At 39.5% G+C, this 19428-nt stretch carries 18 protein-coding genes; all 18 read right to left on the bottom strand.

Annotated elements, in window-relative coordinates; translation table 11 throughout:
* Positions 1 to 5 precede the first annotated feature (5 nt).
* The 18 genes from nreB to CKV71_RS02980 all read right to left on the bottom strand — a co-directional run bounded on the left by nreB (position 6) and on the right by CKV71_RS02980 (position 19239).
* Positions 6 to 1055: a nitrate respiration regulation sensor histidine kinase NreB gene (gene nreB / locus CKV71_RS03065; RefSeq protein WP_095103714.1), complete on the bottom strand. Its 1050-nt coding sequence runs from the start codon at positions 1053 to 1055 to the stop codon at positions 6 to 8.
* Positions 1039 to 1497 (bottom strand): nitrate respiration regulation accessory nitrate sensor NreA, encoded by a 459-nt coding sequence (nreA, locus tag CKV71_RS03060; RefSeq protein WP_095103711.1) that lies wholly within the window; start codon positions 1495 to 1497, stop codon positions 1039 to 1041. Before nreA ends, nreB begins: the two co-directional genes overlap by 17 nt.
* Before the next feature lie 15 nt (positions 1498 to 1512).
* Entirely contained in the window at positions 1513 to 2196 is a 684-nt protein-coding gene (gene narI / locus CKV71_RS03055; RefSeq protein WP_095103707.1) for a respiratory nitrate reductase subunit gamma, read from the bottom strand.
* A complete protein-coding gene (locus tag CKV71_RS03050) occupies positions 2189 to 2764 on the bottom strand; it encodes a nitrate reductase molybdenum cofactor assembly chaperone (RefSeq protein WP_095103703.1) in 576 nt (191 codons plus the stop codon). The genes narI and CKV71_RS03050 overlap by 8 nt, the downstream gene beginning before the upstream one ends.
* Complete coding sequence (narH, locus tag CKV71_RS03045; protein ID WP_095103701.1) at positions 2757 to 4334, bottom strand: nitrate reductase subunit beta; 1578 nt, start codon at positions 4332 to 4334, stop codon at positions 2757 to 2759. The genes CKV71_RS03050 and narH overlap by 8 nt, the downstream gene beginning before the upstream one ends.
* Positions 4324 to 7998, bottom strand: coding sequence for a nitrate reductase subunit alpha (locus CKV71_RS03040; RefSeq protein WP_095103699.1), 3675 nt, complete (start codon positions 7996 to 7998; stop codon positions 4324 to 4326). The genes narH and CKV71_RS03040 overlap by 11 nt, the downstream gene beginning before the upstream one ends.
* Positions 7999 to 8342: 344 nt before the next feature.
* Positions 8343 to 9296 carry a uroporphyrinogen-III C-methyltransferase gene (cobA, locus tag CKV71_RS03035; RefSeq protein ID WP_095103697.1) on the bottom strand — a complete coding sequence of 318 codons (954 nt, stop codon included), beginning with the start codon at positions 9294 to 9296 and terminating at the stop codon, positions 8343 to 8345.
* Positions 9287 to 9601, bottom strand: a complete 315-nt coding sequence (gene nirD, locus CKV71_RS03030; RefSeq protein ID WP_095103695.1) for a nitrite reductase small subunit NirD — start codon at positions 9599 to 9601, stop codon at positions 9287 to 9289. The genes cobA and nirD overlap by 10 nt, the downstream gene beginning before the upstream one ends.
* Before the next feature lie 2 nt (positions 9602 to 9603).
* Positions 9604 to 12009: a nitrite reductase large subunit NirB gene (gene nirB / locus CKV71_RS03025; protein WP_095103693.1), complete on the bottom strand. Its 2406-nt coding sequence runs from the start codon at positions 12007 to 12009 to the stop codon at positions 9604 to 9606.
* A 3-nt stretch (positions 12010 to 12012) separates the two neighbouring features.
* On the bottom strand, positions 12013 to 12468 hold the full coding sequence (locus tag CKV71_RS03020; RefSeq protein WP_095103691.1) for a precorrin-2 dehydrogenase/sirohydrochlorin ferrochelatase family protein: 456 nt from the start codon (positions 12466 to 12468) through the stop codon (positions 12013 to 12015).
* A 2-nt stretch (positions 12469 to 12470) separates the two neighbouring features.
* Complete coding sequence (locus CKV71_RS03015; RefSeq protein WP_095103689.1) at positions 12471 to 13190, bottom strand: sirohydrochlorin chelatase; 720 nt, start codon at positions 13188 to 13190, stop codon at positions 12471 to 12473.
* Between the two features lie 127 nt (positions 13191 to 13317).
* Positions 13318 to 14148 carry a formate/nitrite transporter family protein gene (locus tag CKV71_RS03010; protein ID WP_095103687.1) on the bottom strand — a complete coding sequence of 277 codons (831 nt, stop codon included), beginning with the start codon at positions 14146 to 14148 and terminating at the stop codon, positions 13318 to 13320.
* Between the two features lie 218 nt (positions 14149 to 14366).
* Positions 14367 to 14555 carry a hypothetical protein gene (locus CKV71_RS03005; RefSeq protein ID WP_095103685.1) on the bottom strand — a complete coding sequence of 63 codons (189 nt, stop codon included), beginning with the start codon at positions 14553 to 14555 and terminating at the stop codon, positions 14367 to 14369.
* A gap of 109 nt (positions 14556 to 14664) precedes the next feature.
* Positions 14665 to 15135, bottom strand: a complete 471-nt coding sequence (locus CKV71_RS03000; protein WP_095103683.1) for an SRPBCC family protein — start codon at positions 15133 to 15135, stop codon at positions 14665 to 14667.
* Between the two features lie 129 nt (positions 15136 to 15264).
* On the bottom strand, positions 15265 to 15780 hold the full coding sequence (locus tag CKV71_RS02995) for a YceI family protein (RefSeq protein WP_095103681.1): 516 nt from the start codon (positions 15778 to 15780) through the stop codon (positions 15265 to 15267).
* A gap of 73 nt (positions 15781 to 15853) precedes the next feature.
* A complete protein-coding gene (locus CKV71_RS02990; RefSeq protein WP_095103679.1) occupies positions 15854 to 16771 on the bottom strand; it encodes a CobW family GTP-binding protein in 918 nt (305 codons plus the stop codon).
* Between the two features lie 24 nt (positions 16772 to 16795).
* Positions 16796 to 18127: a nucleoside recognition domain-containing protein gene (locus CKV71_RS02985; protein WP_095103675.1), complete on the bottom strand. Its 1332-nt coding sequence runs from the start codon at positions 18125 to 18127 to the stop codon at positions 16796 to 16798.
* The gene (locus CKV71_RS02980; RefSeq protein ID WP_095103671.1) at positions 18121 to 19239 is read right to left on the bottom strand and encodes an NAD(P)/FAD-dependent oxidoreductase; all 1119 of its coding nucleotides are present in this window, start codon (positions 19237 to 19239) and stop codon (positions 18121 to 18123) included. The genes CKV71_RS02985 and CKV71_RS02980 overlap by 7 nt, the downstream gene beginning before the upstream one ends.
* Between the last annotated feature and the right edge of the window lie 189 nt (positions 19240 to 19428).

The raw sequence follows: 19428 nt of genomic DNA, 5'->3' as shown, positions 1-19428 counted from the left end.
GTCTCCTATCGTTTATCAGTTATTGGAACTTCCAACGTTACAATGGTGCCGCGACCGATTTGAGAATCTATATTAACTGTCCCATTCACTTGTTCGGCACGTTCATTCATGCCGAATAAACCTAACCCTGTGCCCTTTGGATTATCTCCTCTCTTGAATCCGACGCCACGGTCACTGACTTCTGCAATAATCGTTTCATCACTTAATTGTATTGAAACTTCAATTGTGTCAACTTGCGCATATTTTAATGCATTGAATAGTGCTTCTTGCACTACTCGATATACCACCGTTTCAACTTCATTATCAAATCGTTGTGCTGAAACGTTCGTATGATAATCGACATATACACCGTAGTTTCTTTCAAATTGTTTGAAGTATGAGCGGAAAGCGGCATCTAAACCTAAATCATCTAAAGAAGAAGGACGTAATTCTACCGACAAATTACGTACATCATCGATTAAACGTGACATAATGCCTTCAATCCGCTTCGAATTATCTATTAATTCATCCTTATCTTGCTGGTACTTTAATAAACGTAGCTCAACGTCCACATTGATTAATTCTTGCACAATCCCGTCGTGCAGCTCTCTTGAAATACGTTTACGCTCATTTTCCTGAGCAGAAATCGTTTTTTGCATCATTTTACGTTGATACATACGTTCTTGACGCTGAATTTGCGGAGAAATATTGTGTAATGTAAATGCATAAATGCCTTTGTCTTGATCTATCAATTCATAGGATGCTGTATAAGGTTGGATTTTATTCTCTTTAGTACGCATGAACACTTGAAAGCTTCCTTTTCCGATTTCTAAAGCTTCTAAAAAACAATTCTCGCAAGACATGATATCATATTCATTCGAATAACCTTCACATCTGCGGCAGATGGCATTGGTCATTTGCGAATAATCATTGTCCTCAGCAAACACTTCTTCTGCCGCTTCATTAAGTGCTATGACTTCACCCAGGCTGTTTAAGAAGACCATTTTCTCATTAGTATTCAAATAATATTGCGTCAATAACTCTTGTAATTTGCTGCGGTTATTTGTTGATTTCATCTGTAAAACTCCCTAACCTGCTCTGAATACAAAATTTCTCACTGCCTGCGGGTAACGGACGGCCCTCTCGCTGTCCTAAAAGCAAAGCACCGTAAACGCGATTGTTCTTCCATAAGGGAATTGCAATCATAGCCGTCAACACTTCACTTAAGACAATCGGGTAACCTAATTTGTCATTTTGACTCAATTCAGACTCAACATCTGCAATAACTTTTCGAGCGCCTGTTCGAATCACTAATCCGGCCAACCCTTTGCCAGGTCTTAAAACAATCATGCGATAACGGTTATTAATATTGCCGGATGCATATTTCCATTTAATGATTGCACAATGGGAATCATCTTCAGGCAATGCAATCGCTGCAAAATCAAATCTCTCTGTTACTCTGATTTCATCCAAAGCGGCTTGATAGTCAAAGTAGTCTGAAGCAATTACACTATTCAATACCTCCACTCCTTACTATGATCTTGCTTTATTTTTACGATAAATGATATAACTTCTGTTTGCATAAGACAATGGCACACTCCAAACATGCACTAGGCGTGTGAACGGCCATAAAGCAAAAATTGAAAAACCTAAGAATATATGCAGTTTAAATGACCACGGTATATTTGTCATCAAACTCGCATTAGGATTAAAGGTAAATAAATGTCTGAACCAAATTGAAATGGTTTGTCTGTAGTCAAAATCTGGTGATATCGCATTAGTTACAAGTGTAGAATATAAGCCCATACAAATAATTACAAGCAAAAAGAAATTGACTACCATGTCCGATGCAGAGCTTAAACGTCTAATATTCTTAATAGATACACGACGATATGTCAGTAAAATCATTCCGATTAAGACCATGAATCCGAAAAGACTGCCGATATAAACGGCTCCAATGTGGTAAATGTGATTATTAACACCGATACCTTCCAACCAAGATGCCGGAATTACTAGACCGACAAAGTGACCAGCTGCCACTGGTATAATACCTAAATGAAACAGCAGGCTGCCCCATTTCAATCGTTTCTTTTCAATAAATTCACTGGATTTTGCTGTCCAGGAGAATTGATCATATTGATAACGTGCAATATGACCGATAATAAAAATGGCTACACACAGATAAGGATAAATAATCCATAGAAATTGATTAAGCATGCTGGCTCACCTCTTTGCTTGGTTGTAGACATCGCTTCAATGTTTCTCTTAAACCTTTAATTAAAGGTGCATAAGGACTGTCTATTTCTCTTAGTTGCTGCAGCATAGCATACGTTCCATCTTCAATGACCATAATCACAAATTCAATGTTGTCTTCTGCACGGTCATCATTTTGCCACTGCGCCACATATAAAAATTCCAACATCAACGGCAGATAATCTGATAATTCATTATCGACCATATCCAAACCGAACATCTCATATAAGACTTTTAACTTCGCCAACATTTGACCACGTTCTTTTTGTGTATCGAATTTATTATAAGTCATGTACAGCGGCGCTTGTTTGTTGAAATCAAAGGTATCTGTATAGAGTTGTTTGATTTCAGTTAATGTATGGCTTTGGATTTGTTCGCGATACGCTACCACCTCAGCATATGCTGGATGGTTCGTATCAAAAATTTCATTGAAGGTTTTAGGATGGAAAGTTAATTTTTCAGGAAAATTCAATTGTTGCGCGAAGTAACCGATAGATTCTTGATATTGATAAAAGTTATCTAAGTTAATCACGGAAAATCCCTCCATAAAAGCTTTCGTTGTAAGCTTCTTGTCCAGTTTGACCCGGTTTCAATGCAACAGGAGCACCGCAACCTTCACAACCGCTGCTATAAGAATCAGTTGTTGTCGGGTCGCCAAATTGATAACCTTGACTGCCTTGTGCTGCATAAGTGTCCATGTACTGTTCTTTATGTGAAGTCGGAATAACGAAACGATCTTCATATTTCGCAATAGCCAACAGTCGATACATATCTTTAGTTTGACGTTCAGTTAAACCAAGACGTGCTAGGCGGTCTGTATCGAAGTCTTTGCCAGTGACTTGCGCACGCATATAGCTTCTCATCATCGCCATACGTTGCAAGGCTTCTTTTACTGATTTGGTATCTCCAGCTGTTAATAAACTAGCAAGATATTCAATCGGCAGACGCATTTCTTCAATAGCCGGGAAGATTGCATCTGGATTTTTAATTGAATCTTTACCTTCAAAGTAGTTCATAATCGGACTTAATGGCGGGCAATACCAAACCATTGGTAATGTACGATATTCAGGATGTAATGGGAAAGCAAGTTTATATTCAATTGCTAATTTATAGACTGGAGAATTTTGTGCTGCTTCAATCCAATCCATAGAAATACCATCTTTTTTCGCTTGTTCAATGACATCTTCATCATAAGGATTCAAGAACAGTTCACATTGCTTTTCATACAAATCTTGTTCATTCTCACAAGATGCAACTTCATGTACACGGTCTGCATCATATAGCAATACACCTAAATAACGCATACGGCCTGTACAAGTTTCAGAACAAACTGTCGGCATGCCTGCTTCAACACGTGGGAAACAGAAAGTACATTTTTCTGCTTTATTTGTTTTCCAGTTGAAGTAAACCTTTTTATATGGACAGCCAGTCATACAATAACGCCAGCCGCGACAAGCATCTTGGTCAACTAAGACGATACCGTCTTCGTCACGCTTATACATTGCACCAGAAGGACACGATGCTACACAGCTTGGGTTCAAGCAGTGTTCGCATAAACGCGGTAAGTACATCATAAATGTTTGATCGAAATCAAATTGAATTTTTTCTTCAATGCGTTGAACATTCGGATCTTCAGGTGCAGTGACATGAGCGCCCGCTAAATCATCTTCCCAGTTCGGTCCCCATTGTAAATCGATCTTATCGCCAGAAATTACTGAATGTGCAGTGGCAACTGGAGAATGTTTGCTGGCTTTCGCTGTTGTTAAATGCTCATAGTTGTATGTCCAAGGTTCATAATAATCTTTGATAACTGGCATATCAGGGTTGTAGAAAATTTTACCGAAAGCAATTTTTGACCATCTGCTTCCAGATTTCAAATCTAATTTCCCTTTTTTATTTAAAGTCCAGCCACCTTTATAGTGTTCTTGATCTTCCCATCGTTTCGGATAACCGACACCTGGTTTAGTTTCTACATTATTGAACCAAATATATTCAGCACCTGGACGGTTTGTCCAAGTATTTTTACATGTCACACTACATGTATGGCATCCGATACACTTATCCAAGTTCAATACCATGGCTACTTGTGCTTTAATCTTCAAGCCAATCTACCTCCTTCATCTTTCTAACTGCTACATAAACATCTCTTTGGTTTCCGATTGGACCATAATAGTTGAAGCTGTAACTGATTTGCGCATACCCTCCGACTAATTGTGTCGGTTTTAAATGAATTCTAGTTGGCGCGTTATGTGAACCGCCGCGTAATCCTGTAATTTCAGATCCTGGTGTTTGAATATGTTTATCTTGTGCGTGATACATAAACATTGTCCCTTTAGGCATTCTGTGTGATGTCACGGCTCTTGCGGTTACAACTCCATTACGGTTATAAACTTCTAACCAATCATTATCATGAATATCGTGGGCTTCTGCATCTTCTTTTGCAATCCATACAGTCGGACCACCGCGGAATAGTGTCAACATGTGTTGGTTATCTTGGTAAGTAGAGTGGATATTCCATTTACCATGTGGTGTTAAATATCTTAAAACTAAATTGTCTTGTCCGCCGATTACTTGTTTATCTTTGGTACCAAATACCATTGGCGGCAGTGTCGGTTTGTATACTGGCAAACTTTCACCGAATTGTTGGAAGATTTCATGATCTAAATAATAACTTTGACGTCCTGTTAATGTACGGAATGGTACAAGACGTTCAATATTTGTTGTAAACGGTGAATAACGTTTGTTCCCTTTATTAGAACCTGAGAATACTGCAGTTGGAATTACTTCACGCGGTTGAGACGTAATGTTCATAAAAGTAATTTTCTCAGCACTGCGGTCACTAGAAATATCTGCTAATGGCATTCCAGTTTTTTCTTCTAAGTCTTTGTAAGAAGCTTGAGATAATTCTCCATTTGTTGCTGATGAAATATTTAAAACAACATCAGCTGCACGTCTTGCTGTGTCAATTCTTGGACGGCCGTCTTTGATTGTGCCGTCACTCCAAGTACCCACAATATCTTTCGCTTCTTCATATTGTTTTTTAACAGGGAAGCTTACACCATGCGCACCTAATTTTGCTGATTCTAATAATGGTCCTGCAGTGACATATTTATCGTAAATGAGTGTATAATCACGATCTACTACTGCAAAACCTGGCATTGTTTTTCCAGGAATTGCTTCAACTTCACCTTTTGTCCAATCTTTCACTTTGCCATAAGGTGTAGCGATTTCTTGTTTTGAATCATGTGCTAATGGCGATGTCACAACATCTTTATAAGTACCAGGCATATAAACTTTAGCCATTTCAGATACTGTCTGACTTAATGATTTGAAAATATCCCAGTCAGAACGAGACTCCCATAATGGATCAATTGCTGGATTGAATGGATGTACGAATGGGTGCATGTCTGTTGATGATAAGTCATGTTTTTCATACCATGTCGCAGCAGGTAAAACGATATCTGCTTTAAGCGGTGTTGAAGTCATACGGAAATCTAACGCAACAATTAAATCTAATTTACCTTGTACATCATCACGCCAAATCATCTCTTCCGGTTTGTCTTCTTCATTTGGTTCCGCTAATAACCCAGAACTTGTACCTAACATGTGTTTCATGAAATACTCTTGTCCTTTAGCAGAACTTGATAACAAGTTAGAACGCCAAATAAACAATGATTTCGGATGATTCGTACGTAAATCCGGATCTTCAACCGCAAATTTAGTTTCGCGGCTTTTCACAGATTCTACGGCACGTTTCAATACTTCTTCATTTGTGAATTCTCCTGCTTCTTTCGCATCTTCACCAAATCTCAAACTATTTGTATCAAATTGCGGATATGATGGTAACCAACCTAAACGCGCTGCTGTAACATTATAATCTGCAGGGTGTTTATGTTTAAGTTCGTCTGCAAGCGGAGATGCTAGCTTATCAACACCTGATTCTTCATATTTCCATTGATCTGTTGTGAAATAGAACCAGCTTGTACCATTTTGCAGACGTGGCGGACCTTGCCAGTCTTTAGCAAACGCAATAGTGCTCCAACCTTCAATCGGACGACATTTCTCTTGTCCTACATAGTGCGCCCAGCCTCCGCCATTGACTCCTTGACAGCCGCAAAGCATTACTAAGTTTAAAACAGCACGATAAATCGTATCTGAATTGAACCAGTGGTTAATACCAGCACCCATGATAATCATTGAACGGCCGCCTGTATCAATTGCATTTTGTGCAAATTCAGTTGCTACTTGTGTAATGACATCTTGTTTCACACCCGCTACTGCTTCTTGCCATGCTGGTGTATATTGCGTTTCAGCATCATCAAAACCTTTGGCTTCCAGTTCATGATTGAAACGACGGATACCGTATTGGCTTGTCATCAAGTCATAAACTGTTGCAACTTTAACTTTCTTGCCATCTGCTAATGTCACTTCACGCGAAGCAATCGGGCGTTCGAAAATACCATTGCCTGCATTATCGAAATAAGGGAATTTCATTATATCAATATCGTGTTCATCTTCAGCAACTGACAATGCGGGATCAACCTTAGAACCATCTTCATTTTCTAATTTCAAGTTCCATTGTTTGCCTTCTTCCCAACGTTGTCCCATAGTACCGTTCGGAACAATGATTTCACCGGATTCATTATCAAATACAACTGGTTTCCATTCATTGTTTTCAGATTCCATACCTAAATCGCTTGCGCGTAAAAAGCGTCCTGCTTTATATCCGCCTTCATGCTCATCAAACATTAATAAGAATGGCATATCTGTATATTGTTTCGCATAGTTGATAAACATTTCAGAAGGTTCATCTACATAATATTTTTGCAAGATAACATGTGTCATTGCTTGTGCCACAGCGGCATCAGTACCAGGGTTCGGTGCTAACCAGTTATCTGCAAATTTTACATTTTCTGCATAATCTGGCGCGACAGAAACTACCTTTGTTCCTTTATAACGTACTTCAGTCATAAAATGCGCATCTGGTGTACGTGTTAATGGTACGTTAGACCCCCACATAATAATGTAGTTTGCGTTATACCAATCACTAGATTCAGGAACATCAGTTTGTTCACCCCAAATTTGCGGCGAAGCTGGCGGTAAGTCTGCATACCAATCATAGAAACTTAACATTTCTCCGCCCATCAAATTGATGAAACGTGCACCTGATGCATAACTCAACATAGACATAGCCGGGATTGGTGTGAATCCTGCGATACGGTCCGGGCCGTCTTTCTTAATTGTGTATAATAATTGTGCTGCAATTAACTGCAAGACATCTTTCCAAGATACACGCATGTGGCCGCCTTTACCGCGGGCATTTTTATAAATCTTTGCCTTTTCAGGATCTTCTACAATTGAAGCCCAGGCCGCAATATGATTACCCTCGTGTTCTTCTAAAGCGGTTGTCCAAAGTTCCCATAACTTGCCGCGCATGTAAGGGTATCGTACACGAAGCGGACTATATTCATACCAAGAGAAAGACGCACCACGAGGACACCCACGTGGTTCAAACTCAGGCATATCCGGTCCACAGCTTGGATAATCTGTTTGTTGGTTCTCCCAAGTGATAACACCATTTTTTACAAATACTTTCCAAGAACATGAACCTGTGCAGTTAACGCCATGCGTTGTACGTACGACTTTATCGTGACTCCAACGTTCACGATACATTTTCTCCCATTCTCTGCTTTTATCTGTTAAAACCGACCAATTGCCGTTAAATTTTTCAGTTGGCTTAAAAAAGTTCATTCCAAATTTCGCCATAGATAACATCCTCTCATCAAATTACGTTGCTCATTCGGCTAAAAAATTATTCACGATTGCCTTTTCGACTTAATTTCATTGTATATTTCAGAGAGAAATTGAGATATTAGGGATTCTCCTATATGCCTAGGGGGATTCCCTATTTTTTTGAATCAGTAGTGATGGGAGTGCCGGGAGAGTGGGAAAAGGAGGGAGGAAAAAGGAGCGGCGGGCTGAATCTAGACACTAGTTTCCAAGTTGTGTCTAGAAAACACCGAATCTCACCAGCTCCCCCTGCCCGCTACATCTCCACCATCGCACTTCTCCATCATCAACAACAAAAAAACGGGCCGCAGCCCGTTTTCTCATACTTTTACAATCATGGTATTATCATTCACTTGCATATAGCGATATATCAAATCCAGCTGGCTTTGATGATAGTGCTCATCAGTATTCGGATCGATCATACACCATCCACCTGCGTCATAAATTTCAAACGCTTTTTCAATAGCCGCTTCTCTCGGCCCTGTCACAACGCACTCTTTACCGAAGTATTGTGACATAGCTTCTATCTCGATATGTGTATTCTCGTCAGCAAATTCTAAAGCATCACCGATTAATAAGATGCCCGGAGCATCTTCAGGTGCTTCAGCGTGCACTTTCTTTTCAATATCAGAAAGATGTCCTGTAATTACTTTTTGAGTAGCATAAGATACATCGAATACCGCACAAATCGGATAATCTTTCCCGACTTGTTGATATATCTGCGTAATAATCGTGTGCAGACGTTTGATGCCCATATAAATCGCTAATGTGCCGCCATCGATTAAAGAAGCAATATCGATGGCTTGTTCCTCAGAACCTTTAAAGCTGCCCGTAGTCAAAGTCACACTCGTTGAGACGTTGCGACATGTCAAGCCGACACCTAGTGTGGCTGCAGCAGCACTCGCTGTTGTAATCCCAGGCACGATCTCACAAGGAATTTGATGTGCCTTCAAAATATCCACCTCTTCATGTACTCTGCCGAAAATCGCCGGATCTCCGCCTTTCAAGCGTACTACATTTTGGTGTTTATAAGCAGCATCTAATAAAACTTCATTAATTTCGCCTTGTTTAATATGACGGCTATACGGCTTTTTGCCTACATCAATAATTTCAACTTCAGGAGGCGCAAGTTGTAAAATAAAAGGATTGACTAAGCGGTCATATAAAATGATATCCGCTGTTCGAATAAGATGTTCTGCCTTACGTGTCAGGAGATTCGGATTCCCCGGACCTGCGCCGATAAGGTAAACATGACCGGTTGGACTTACAGACATAAATACACATCTCCATCTATAACTTCGACTTCGTAAGTTTCGACACAACCCGTATCAGGTTCTTGCACAATGCCTGTCTCTAAGTCGATTTGCTGGTCGTGAAGCGGACAGAAGACAGAATGTTCGCTCACAGTACCTTCTGAAAGTGGACCTTGTTTATGCGGACATACATTATTAACTGCATAAATGTTACCGTCTTCTGTTAAAAATAAACCGATTTCCTTGCCGTCTACGAGCACCTTAGTACCGATAAGCGGTGTCAAATCTTCTAATGCCGCTACTCTGACTTTCTCTAATGCGCGCATACTTACACCTTCTCTACTTTAAAGATTTTTTGATCTGTTTGATCATTTACAATTTCTGACCATGGCTCTTCAGCCACTGCACTTTTCGCATCCATAATACGCTCAAATAAAGCTTTTTGACGTTCAGGGTCGAGAATATATTCTTTCACATTTTCAAAGCCCATGCGCTCCAACCATGGCGCTGTACGTTCGGCATAAATACCCGTTTCACGGTAATACTGCATCAAAGCACCGCAAAGTTGAATGACATCATCTTCTGTTTCAACTGTTGTTAAAAGTTGACCTTTAGTGACATCAGTACCGCCGTTACCGCCGATATAAATTTGGAAGCCATTCTCAACACCGATGACACCGAAATCTTTAACGCCGGATTCCACACAACTGCGCGGACATCCAGAAACGCCCATTTTAAATTTATGCGGTGTATCGATATATTCAAAAGTTTTTTCTAAACGAATGCCGAGACGTGTTGTATATTGTGTACCGAAGCGACAGAATTCTTTGCCGACACAACTTTTCACTGAACGTGTCTTCTTAGCATAAGCAGATGCTGAACGCATGCCTAAATCCTTCCACACGTGCGGCAAATCTTCTTTACGGATACCGTATAAACCGATACGTTGTGAACCTGTAACTTTTACTAATGGTACATCATATTTCTTCGCCACTTCACCTAAACGAATCAATTGGTCAGGATTGGTTACCCCGCCGCGCATTTGTGGAATAACGGAGAATGTACCGTCATTTTGAATATTGGCATGATAACGTTCGTTTGCAAAGCGTGAGGCTTTTTCATCTTCATGTTCATGAGGGTAGACCATATTTAAATAATAGTTGACGGCAGGACGGCATTTCGGGCAACCACCTTTATTTTTCCAGCCTAAGACATGACGTACTTCTTTAGATGTTTTTAATCCTTTCGCACGGATTTGTGTCACGATTTGATCGCGTGTTAAATCGGTACAATCACAAATACCTGTTGGTTTAGATGCGACAAAGGCACCGCCTAAAGTATGTTCTAGTAATTCTCCAATAACGGGTTTACATTTACCGCAAGAGTTGCCGGCTTTCGTAGCTTTCGTCACTTCAGCAACTGATGTCAATCCATCTTCAACTATAGCACTGACGATTTTACCTTTCGAGACACCGTTACATCCGCAAATAGTCTCGTCATCCGCCATATCAGCCACTGAGGAAACCGCTTCTTCTCCAACTTTTTGCAAAAGTGAAACTAATGTGTAATCTTCAATCGGTTCACGCTTTTTCATCATATTGAAGAAACGTGTGCCGTCATCTGTATCTCCATAGAGCACAGCACCCACGACGCGTTCCTCTTTTAAGAAAATCTTTTTATAGACATGGTCATGACTATTATAAATTTCTACGCCTTCAACTTCATCATCTTCTTGAATTTGACCAGCACTATATAAATCACAGCCAGAGACTTTCAACGAGGTGAAAGTAGTAGAACCTTGATAACCTTCAGTTGGACGATCTGTCAGCACATCAGCCAACACTTTGCCTTGTTCATATAAAGGTGCTACTAAACCATATACGCGACCATTATGTTGTGCACATTCACCCACTGCAAAGATTTCAGGATCGCTGGTACGCATATAATCATCCACCACAATGCCGCGTTCGACTTCTAATCCAGAATCGACAGCTTCTTGAGTAAATGGACGAATACCGACTGCCATCACCACTAAATCGGCAGGAAGTTCGCGGCCATCTGCTAAACGAATCGCTTCAACATCTTGATCTCCGATAATTTCTTTCGTATTAGCACCTAATTCAAAACGCATGCCTTGTTTTTCTAAATCTTCACGCAGCATGTCTCCCGCTTGACGGTCTAATTGCATTTCCATCAACCATTCAGCTAAATGAACTACTGTGACATTCATACCTTGATCCAATAAACCACGCGCACATTCTAAACCTAGCAGACCGCCTCCGATCACAATCGCTTCCTTTTTATTTTGTGCAATTTCAATCATGCGTTCTGTATCTTCAATAGTACGCCAACCAATCACACTTGGTAATTCATGCCCTGGAATCGGTAAGACAAATGCTTTAGAACCTGTCGCAAAAATACAGATATCATAAGGAATTTTACGTCCTTTTTCAGTTTCTACTACATGTTCGTCACGATTTACACGTGTGGCACTTTCGCCCGTAATCAAGGCAATCCCATGCTCTTCATACCAAGTATAAGGATTCATAATGGTTTCTTCTACCGTCATCTTCTTCTGCAAAATATTGGATAACATGATGCGGTTATAATTCGGATAAGGTTCTTTCCCGATAATCGTAATATCGAATTTATCAGGGTTTCTATCGATAATTTCTTCAATTGTTCTGACGCCGGCCATCCCGTTACCGATCATCACGAGTCGTTGTTTTGACATCCTTTATTCCCTCCCGTATTTCTCTCGTAAATACTTTTCTATCGCTGCTGACACTTGCTTTGCTTTTTTATAATCTCCGCCATTTGAACGCACACTGATTGCTAAATCTTCAAAGTCAAATTCTCGCATATTAAAAAAATCTGATTGAGATTTATCGCCTGTGTGATTCACCAACTGTTCAGACGTCGTATCTTGTTTAATCTTGTCATTAATTTCAGGTGAATCTGTTGCTATGATTACAATATCTGCTTCTGCAATATCTTCCTTGTCATAGTCTTTCGTAATCAACTTAATATCTGGATAGCATTGTTCGAAAAATTCTGGCAAAAAAGTTTTGCTGATAACCGTAACGCTGCCGTAATCTGCTTTAGCAAGTTGTTTGAACTTACGATAACCAATGCGTCCGCCGCCAATGAGCACTACGTTTTTATTTTTTAAATTAAGTTGTATTGGATACATCACTAAAACTCCTTAACTTGATTTAATCTTGCTGCCAGCATTGCATCGAGTTCAGGTTCGAAATTCAGTGCTGGTGCAATCGTAATATCAGAATCTCCTTTAAGTGTATTAATTTTCTTCTTGATTTTATTGACTAAGAAGCCATCATAGAAAAACACAGGGATGACTAAAATATGCTGATAGTCATCTTTCATATCAGGCAGGAGCCCTTCAAACTGCAAATCACCGTAAAACATCATGGTATAAATCGGACATTCAGTTTGACATTGTGCTTTCAACATATTCAATTCGTCATCCGGTTCAGTCAAGAATGGACTGCCATGTGCAATCAGCACAATCGCTGAATGTGAATCATTCTGATATTGCCAAGCATCTATGCGTTTTTGAATCCACTCTGTCAATGCTGGATGGTAACAGAGAGGCTGACGAATTTGATAATGGATACTTCCAGGAAACATTAATTGCATTTCTCGCATAATCCCAGGAAGATCTTCTAAATAATGTCGTCCTGAAAATAGCAGCAGCGGCACAATCGTGAAGTAATGTTCACCCTCTTGCAAATGTTTGCGTATCACTTGCGGCAACGACAGCTCATCGCTTTCAATAAAAGCAACATCGAAGTCATCCTCAATTTGTGCGCCCACCTTTTCTAGTTCTTCCATTAATAATTGATTTTGTTTACCTCGTCTCATACCATGCATTACGATAATCGTTTGTGACATGATGTGTTCCCCCTTTATGTGCATTGTACCTTATTTTGAGTTTTTATGTGAATAGTTTCACATTTATTTGTAAAAAATAGGGAATCCCCTTATCTCAATTTTGAGGGGATTCCCTAGCAAATTTCAACTATTTTTGTTCATCGATATAATGATTTCTTTTGCCATTAAAGAAAGCGTATAACAGACCTACGAAAATACCGCCGCCGATATAGTTACCGATAAAGGCCCACACGATATTTTTCAAAACGTCCATCCAAGATAATGCATCAAAGTTGTAGTACACCATTCCTGAGAATAAGTTAGCGTTATAAACAACGTGTTCATAACCCATGAATACAAAGACTACTACACCGCATGCGATGAAGAAAGCTTTAGATAAACCTTCTTTAAATTGAATAGACACATAGATACCGATGTTGATAAAGAAGTTGGCAAAGATGGCTTTAACTAAAATACCATCCCATGTACCAAGCGTTGTTTTCTTATCCACAATCTTAGTCAATGCAGTGACCATTTCAGGTGTCATTACATTAGTAAATTTCAATAAGCCGAACAGTATAAATCCACCGACGATATTACCGATGAAACAAACCGTAAACAACCAAATAATCTTACCAATAGGTACTGATTTGTAATAAGCACCTGCTGTCATATACATAAAGTTACTTGTCAGCAACTCAGAGTGTGTAAGAACGATTAATACTAAGGCTAAACTAAATGCCAAAGCACCTAATAAGTTAATAGTACCTTCATTGATACCGTTATGTTGTGTTTTAATTGCTAGCATGAAGACTGCCACGATAGATAATAAGAAACCTGACATAATAGCTTTAAGGAAATAACGCACAGGCGTTTTACTTAACATGACAGATTTCATTTGAGATGAACTTACCACGTTGTTCATCGTCTCACGTGAAGCATATGTATCTTCAACTGATTTATGATTTTGCATAACCATAAAAATACTTCCCCCTACATATCAATTTGCGATAGATATAGTATATTATTATTTGGCTGTTATGCATAGAGTAAATTTCAATATATTGTCATAATTATTTTAATAAATTAGCCCGAAATTGAAATAATAAATTGTTAATAGACACTTTCAAAATAAGTGACGATTAACTTTGCGATAAAAAAAGAAGCAGCATTACGCCACTTCTTTATCTATCATTATTATGCTTGTTTTTTATTTTTTTGTTTCACCATAAATTTCAAGCCGGCTGAGAAAATTCCGCATCCTGCAACTGTACGTAGTACCCATCTCAAGAAGCCGTTCGAAACACATTTAGAACTAAATAAAATAGAAGGTACTAAACTACTCAACGTATACAGAATAACGACTTTAACATAACGTTCGTTCATTCCTTTTCACCTCTTTATCAGAAATTGCAAATCAAGTCTTATCACCTAATAGTGTAGCACTTTCTATAAAGAAGCGGAATGCGGTCAGACAAAAATCAGGGAATTCCCATCACTTTTTAAGTAATTCCTCTAACTGATCTAACGTACTCGTCATGCCTTCTTCTAATCCCATTTCCAATAATTGCTGGGCAGCTTGAGCTGTAGGCAGCACAGAAACAGACTGCACCTCTGTTTGCGCTTGTCCTTTAGATTTAAAATAAATTTCTACTTTCATACCATTCATATTGGGGTTAATTTGACCTTTTTCATTTGCAAAGTAATCATGATAAATAATTTTATAAGGCGCTTCAATCTCATCATATTGCATCACCGTATAACTTTGACCATCCGGCGCATTAATTTTAAAGAAATTTTTGCCGCCTGGTTGTGGATTAAAATCATACACTTCAGTCGTACCGCCCTTGGGATGGAACCATTGCTCAAACTTTGATTTCGTCGTATACGCATTAAACACATCTTGAATACGCGCATCAAATATTCGACTAAAAATAATTTTATTGCCGTCTCTTTGTATTGTCATGAATTTCCACTTCCTTTTAAAAGAATGCATTGAAAAGTTATATACCCATTATGATATACTCCGGACTTTAATTGCCAACAAAAAGACTGTAGTACAGCGTATTATACTGCACCACAGCCTATATATAAATTAGTTTTTAACTTCAAATTCTAGTGCGGCTTCAAATTTTACATCGTTCCCGATTAAAACACCGCCTGTTTCTAATGTTTGATTAAATGACATACCGTACTTTTCACGGTCTACTTTACCAGATACTGTGAAACCTGCTACGTTAGTATCATTTAATGGGTTTTTGCTGACACCTTCGAAATCAAGGTCAAATGTTTCTTCGTTTGTCACACCTTTAATTGTTAAGTCACCTGTTACTTTATCCTTTGTAACATCTTTAATTTCGAATTTAACTTCAGGATAGTTATCTGCGTCAAAGAAATCGCTTGTACGTAGGTGGTTGTCACGATCTGCTTGATTTGTATCGATTGATTTAACATCAATGGATGCTGAACCTTTCAATGAGCTTAAGTCATCTAAGTCACCTGATAATTCAACATTGAATTGAGTAAAGCTGCCTTTCACTTTAGACACCATTAAGTGTTTAACTTGGAATTCGATAGATGAATGAGCTGGATCAAAAGTAAATTGGGTCATAAAAAAACCTCCATCTTTTTATTTGTTTACAACGCTCATTTATTATTACCCGCTTCTCTCAACTTTAAATGGTTTAAGCGACAGGCGACTCAAGATGTTCTAACGCACTGCCGATGACCACTAAATAACAAGGCACCTTAGATGTCAATTCAATAGGTGATATTTCTAGTTGACCTGCCGTATATTGGACTAACTGTGTTTCTGGATGCTCTGTAAATTGCATAAATCCTTTAACGCGGTAAATAGATTGCGGCAAGGCTTCTAACCATTTCACCAATTGCTCTAAAGATATCGCTTGTTCAAATTCAAAATAACGATGACCGATACCTTCATGATGCCGATGCTCATGTACTGCACAAGCAGCAGAACTGCTTTCTTTCGACCTTCTGCTCTCCAAAGTTTTCTTTTCAGTAAATAAATCACTTTCCAGACGGCCGTAACTGCCAACTGTGATCTCTGCCTGTGGATTGAGCACGGTCAGGTCGCTGTAGATTGTGGTAACAGCTTCGGCTTCGCACTTGTCGACTTTATTGATGAACAGGTGTGAACAGTGTGCGAGTTGCTCGTAATAGAGTTTCTGCATATCACCTGGGTACGTATCCAATCTGGCGTAAAGTGATGCATCAATGACGCCGATGACTGTGCTGATAGTAGATATCGGTGTCAAAGCTGGAGTCAAGCAGGCATCGATGACGGACTGCGGTTCGGCTATACCGCTGCATTCTACAAATACGACGTCTGGCTGGTAATCAAGGTAAATCTGATGTAATTGCTGTGAAACGTCGGCTTTCATGGCGCAGCATATGCAACCTTCTATGATTTCATCCATAGGGACGGTTTGGTCTATGAGATGGCTGTCGACGCTGGCTTTGCCGAAGTCGTTCATGATGACTGCGGGCTGCAAATGATGTTTTAGCGCTTGTTCAATGAGATGGTTCAAAGTCGTTGTTTTTCCGCCGCCTAAAAAGCCTCCGAGTATAATGATGTCCATATTGATTTCCTCTCTTTTATGGTATTAAATCAAAATGCCGGCAATCAGTGCTAGGAATAAAGTACAAATAATAGCGGTTGTCATTTGTCGTCCTACAATACCAGCACCTTTTTTAACACCTAAGTGTTTGACCATCATGGAAACTGTTACCATGCAGGATAAAAATGTCGAACTGAAGAAGACTAAGATAAGTAAACTTGCTGGTGATAGGGCTTGCAAGACGGTACCGTGATCGAAGTTGAAGAGCAGCATGCCGTCTTTGCGAATCATTGAAAAAAGAATACCTGGTGCCATGGAATCTGGAATATGCAAGAGTGCAAGCAATGGCGTGAAGATCCCTGAGATAATAGTAAGTATAGGTGTCAACGATAGAATACTCACAACAATACAGATTGCAATGAATATGGGTAAAGCTTGCAATAAGAACATTTGGATGGTACTCCAAATTTGGGCGAGCAGCGGTTTCATGTCCGGCCATTGTAATTTAGAACGGTAAATCGGCGGTGTAACATGGAATGTTGTCGGTTTTCTGTACCATAATTTGTTATGCAAGATGCCTCCTAAAAAGACGAGTAATAAATAAGGTACAAATAGCCATGAGTGATGGGCTGCACTGAATAGTGACAGTGTAGCGCCGATTTGATAACTGCATGAGGAGCCGAAGCTGATAATACTCATGCAGTTTTCTTTCGTACAACTGCTGCATTGACTATTAGCTTGCGTAATGGCTGCTGCATTACAACCGAATCCCTCTAAGACAGGAATGATATCTTGACCGTCTAGACCTATTTTGCGCATAGTGGGTTCTATAGACCATACGACATACTGTTTAAGATGGGTTTGGTCAATTACAGCAGTGGAAATACCGATCATGACTACTACCGGCAATGCCCACACTAACGAATAAATACCGAGTGATAAGACGCCGTAATCCCCATACAAAATGTGGTTAATCCATTGATACGGTGTATTAGCTTGCTTCGTCATCTGATCAATCCACTGTGTCACATAAGTGTTTTGTAGCCAATCAGAAAAGTGATAGGCCAAAAATATCGGCAGTGCAAACATTAAAAAGATAATGAGCCAACCGAGCAAAGTGTCTTGTATTTTAGGATGATGTTGACGACTTTCTTCTATATAATCTTTAAGTTTCTTGAAGTCTGCTTGAGTGGTTTGTGCATCAGATTCTACCGCTTTATAAGGTGAAGCATGAATGTGTCTTTTCAGAATAAACTGGCGCAGCAGAAATTGCTGGCCAGTAGTCAAACGATGGTAATGTGTCAGTTTCAGTTGATGTGGCGCATCTGGGATGGATGTGGCTTCTCCTGTAGCCAAGTTGAATTTAACTTCTAGCATGAGCAATCCACTTCACAGCAACTGTAATCATCTAGGTACATGTTGTTGGCTTTGTATGTTTCTAGTGCTGTTTGATCAACTTCTAAAGCTTCACGGTCCATTACTTGTTCTGCTAGTACTGCAAAACGTGCACGGAATTTGTAAATGTAACATAAAATCGCGTCTGCATGGCGTACAGTCGGACCGATAAGAAAGACATTAGGGTAACGTGTAGATTCATCTAGTTCAGTAAGTTCGATTTCGCCATCTGCAGTGCTGAAGAGTTGGCGGACAAGCGGATTGGTTGTAGCATCGAATCCTGTCGCTAAAATCGGTTCGTTACGTGTGGCCACTTGTTTGCCATTGTTGAATTTAACCACATATTTGTTGTCCATATCTGAGAAGTCGATAGTTGAAGCAGTATAACCTACATTCAATTCTATCGCTGCGCCCTTCTCAACTGCGCGTTGCAGACGTTGATGCGTATATGGAGAAAGCCGGATACTTGGATCTGCATTCTCTTGATCTAAACCTGTAGTATGCGTATAGATAGAAACTTGTTTTCCCTTTTCAGCCAAACAAACGGCAGCGTCAAAGGCACTCTCATTTCCGCCTATAATAACATATTCATCACCTGGCATTTGCGTGAAATCTTCCACTTCACTGTAATGCTGTCCATATTTAAATGGTTTGCGTGCAAATGAAAAGTCTCCAGTAGCTACGAAAATATATTCGCTAGTGACTAAGCCTTGTTCTGTCTGAATTTCATAATGTCCATCTACAAACTCAATACTGGATACTTGTGTTTCTTCTTGAACCGGTAACTCATAATATTCTGAGACTGTTTGCAAATATTCTGCATAAGTTTCTCCGGAGACATGTTCTTCATTAAAAGTAAATGCAGGTGAAGTCTCTGTGGAAACGGCATTGATATCCGGCATGCCGAAACCGTTTGTCGTAAATGAAGGGGTAATTGTACGAGTGGATTTCGGCCAATTTAAGAATGACTGACCTACTTTCCCTTTATCTAAAATTGTCATATCTTCTTTATCTAATCCTAATTGCTGAAACGCAATTGCCATTCCGATTCCGGCTGCTCCTGCTCCGATAATTGCGACGCGGTAGTGTTGCATATTAAAATACTCCCTTTCCTTATCTATCAATCACTGTGAAATACACATTTGAATGCGGGTAATAAATCGTAATCGTTACGTTTTATATCTTTGTATTTTAGCACTTCACTATCCGTAATACAAGCGCGTTTTCTCTAGGTCGCGTGTTGCCATTCACTCTTTTAGCGGTTTTAACGCTCATGAAAAAAG

Source organism: Staphylococcus piscifermentans, assembly GCF_900186985.1.
Classification (GTDB): domain Bacteria; phylum Bacillota; class Bacilli; order Staphylococcales; family Staphylococcaceae; genus Staphylococcus; species Staphylococcus piscifermentans.
The sequence above is the reverse complement of the archived record's forward strand: the minus strand, read 5'-3'. Positions and strand labels throughout refer to the sequence as shown.

Coding starts and splice junctions, on each gene's coding strand:
- CKV71_RS03020 (WP_095103691.1), bottom strand. CDS start 12,468: ATGTATCCAATACAACTTAATTTAAAAAATAAAAACGTAGTGCTCATT.
- CKV71_RS02995 (WP_095103681.1), bottom strand. CDS start 15,780: ATGACCCAATTTACTTTTGATCCAGCTCATTCATCTATCGAATTCCAA.
- narI (WP_095103707.1), bottom strand. CDS start 2,196: ATGCTTAATCAATTTCTATGGATTATTTATCCTTATCTGTGTGTAGCC.
- nirB (WP_095103693.1), bottom strand. CDS start 12,009: ATGTCAAAACAACGACTCGTGATGATCGGTAACGGGATGGCCGGCGTC.
- nirD (WP_095103695.1), bottom strand. CDS start 9,601: ATGCGCGCATTAGAGAAAGTCAGAGTAGCGGCATTAGAAGATTTGACA.
- cobA (WP_095103697.1), bottom strand. CDS start 9,296: ATGTCTGTAAGTCCAACCGGTCATGTTTACCTTATCGGCGCAGGTCCG.
- CKV71_RS03010 (WP_095103687.1), bottom strand. CDS start 14,148: ATGGTTATGCAAAATCATAAATCAGTTGAAGATACATATGCTTCACGT.
- CKV71_RS02990 (WP_095103679.1), bottom strand. CDS start 16,771: ATGGACATCATTATACTCGGAGGCTTTTTAGGCGGCGGAAAAACAACG.
- CKV71_RS03000 (WP_095103683.1), bottom strand. CDS start 15,135: ATGACAATACAAAGAGACGGCAATAAAATTATTTTTAGTCGAATATTT.
- nreB (WP_095103714.1), bottom strand. CDS start 1,055: ATGAAATCAACAAATAACCGCAGCAAATTACAAGAGTTATTGACGCAA.
- CKV71_RS03040 (WP_095103699.1), bottom strand. CDS start 7,998: ATGGCGAAATTTGGAATGAACTTTTTTAAGCCAACTGAAAAATTTAAC.
- CKV71_RS03015 (WP_095103689.1), bottom strand. CDS start 13,190: ATGTCACAAACGATTATCGTAATGCATGGTATGAGACGAGGTAAACAA.
- CKV71_RS02980 (WP_095103671.1), bottom strand. CDS start 19,239: ATGCAACACTACCGCGTCGCAATTATCGGAGCAGGAGCAGCCGGAATC.
- CKV71_RS02985 (WP_095103675.1), bottom strand. CDS start 18,127: ATGCTAGAAGTTAAATTCAACTTGGCTACAGGAGAAGCCACATCCATC.
- CKV71_RS03005 (WP_095103685.1), bottom strand. CDS start 14,555: ATGAACGAACGTTATGTTAAAGTCGTTATTCTGTATACGTTGAGTAGT.